The organism is Thiocystis violacea, from assembly GCF_016583575.1.
GTDB classification, from domain to species: Bacteria; Pseudomonadota; Gammaproteobacteria; order Chromatiales; family Chromatiaceae; genus Thiocystis; species Thiocystis violacea.
Genome location: NZ_NRRG01000138.1, coordinates 1 through 1,804, shown reverse-complemented (window position 1 = coordinate 1,804; position 1,804 = coordinate 1). Strand labels below are relative to the sequence as shown.

At 64.5% G+C, this 1,804-nt stretch carries 2 protein-coding genes; both read right to left on the bottom strand.

What is annotated here, in order from left to right:
- Positions 1–121 precede the first annotated feature (121 nt).
- Entirely contained in the window at positions 122–1,114 is a 993-nt protein-coding gene (locus tag CKO27_RS23800) for an IS110 family RNA-guided transposase (RefSeq protein ID WP_200377391.1), read from the bottom strand.
- 559 nt (positions 1,115–1,673) lie between these two features.
- Positions 1,674–1,804 (bottom strand): type II toxin-antitoxin system RelE/ParE family toxin (locus CKO27_RS23795; RefSeq protein WP_200377348.1); only part of this gene is annotated, 131 nt, incomplete at its 5' end.

The window sequence follows — 1,804 nt, the reverse complement described above, 5'->3', positions numbered from 1 at the left end:
ATAGGAATTCAATGCGCTATCGTTGTTGAACGCGCTCACCGTGATCGCTGCTCGGGGACGGCCACGCGCGTGCTGTCGGGCCGACCGAGGGTCGTGCGTTGGCGTCTGTTGCCGGCGGCGCTCATGGGGCGACCTCGCGCAGCAGGCAAAAGCGGCGGCCGTCGAACGCCTGGCGGTGCTTGAGCATGGCATGGATAGCATGCAGCAATTTGCGCATGACCGCGCAGACGGCTTGGATCTTCTTCAGCCCGCGCACTTCGATGAGATGGCGGTAGTAGTTGTTGACGTGGGGCTCATGGCGCGCAGCGCTCAGTGCGGGCATGAACAGTGCCTTGCGCAGGTGGCCGTTGCCGGCCTTACTGAGGTGCGGCTTTTTGTTCACGCTGGTGCCCGAGGTGCTCTGGCGCGGATCCAGTCCGGCCAGGGCGACCCATGGCTTGGCGCGCCTGTCCTCGGGCAGCACCAGCCGCTCGCCCATGAGCCCGATGGCGCTGGCGGCGGCGATGCCGGGGGTGCTGGTGAGCCGCCCATGGACCTCGGCCAGCGCCGCGTCGGCGGCGATGCGCCCAGCCGCCCAGTCACGCAGGGCCTCGATCTGGTCGGCGTACTGGCGGATGCTCAGCCGCACGTCTTCCAGCACCACCGCCGGCGTGGTCGTGCTTTGCCGCAGGGCGTGCCGTTGATTCTTCGCCCGCGTGCGATCGGCCACCAGCGCCTCCAGGCGCCGGACACAGGCGCGCAACTCCAGGGCCTCGGCCCCCGGGCGCTGCCACGGCTCGAACGGCATGCGCTGGGCGAACGGCCCCAGCACCCCAGCATCGACCGCATCGCTCTTGTGGCGCGTCAGCAGGGCCTCGGCAAAGCGCTTGGCGGCCTTCGGATTGAGCACCATCAGCGGCACGCCAGCCGCGTCGATGGCCAGCGCCAGGTCGAGGTGATAGCTGCCGGTCGCCTCCAGGCACACGCGCTCCACCTGTGCGCTCTGCAAGACCTTGATCAGCGCCGCATGACCGCTGGGCGTGTTGGCAAACTCGCGCACCTTGCCGAGCTTCTCCTCGGTGCTGATGGCCAGCGCCAGGGTCTTGTGGGCGACATCGATTCCGGCCGTGTTCATGGTTCTGTCTCTCCAGGCTCTCAGGCACTAACATCATTCCCGGTTCCCCGACCCTGTACCCTCGCCTACCGACCTTGTGTAGGCAGGCTCGCGAACACCGTCCACGGCCTCGGATACTCTTCGGCATGGGCGAAGAGGGCGGGGAGCCCATCTACACGCAAGCTCTGAACATCACGTCCAGGCTTCAGGGGCGAACGGCTTCCCGGGCTCTCTTCATAAACTCCGTTTATCCCTTCTCCTTATCAATTCCTGAGAACAGAACATACAAGGGGCGAATTCATTCGCCCCTACACCCCGGCAACCAATGGGGCGAATGAATTCGCCCCTAAGGATGTCGCGCGACATCCGCGTCGATCCGAGCCTTGGAACCGTGGCCGGGCGGACAATCCCACTACGAAGACAATTGATGACACGCCCTAGACCGTTGGCGTTGACCAGGCACGTTTCGGAATATTCCTTGCGAGATGCGCGCAACGAGTCAGCGCCCGATACCTGCGGCATGCCATCCTGCGTGGGGTCGATCGCCGTGCCTTATTGCTCCGCGACGAGGACGACCCATTCAGCGTTTCAGATCGCGATAGAAATTCTCATGCGTACCGACCAACAGCAGCCACCGGGTGTCTGGGTCGTATTCGTACGCAAGCAGAAAGCGTCTGCCGACGCATTGGAACTTGTAGACAAACACACCGG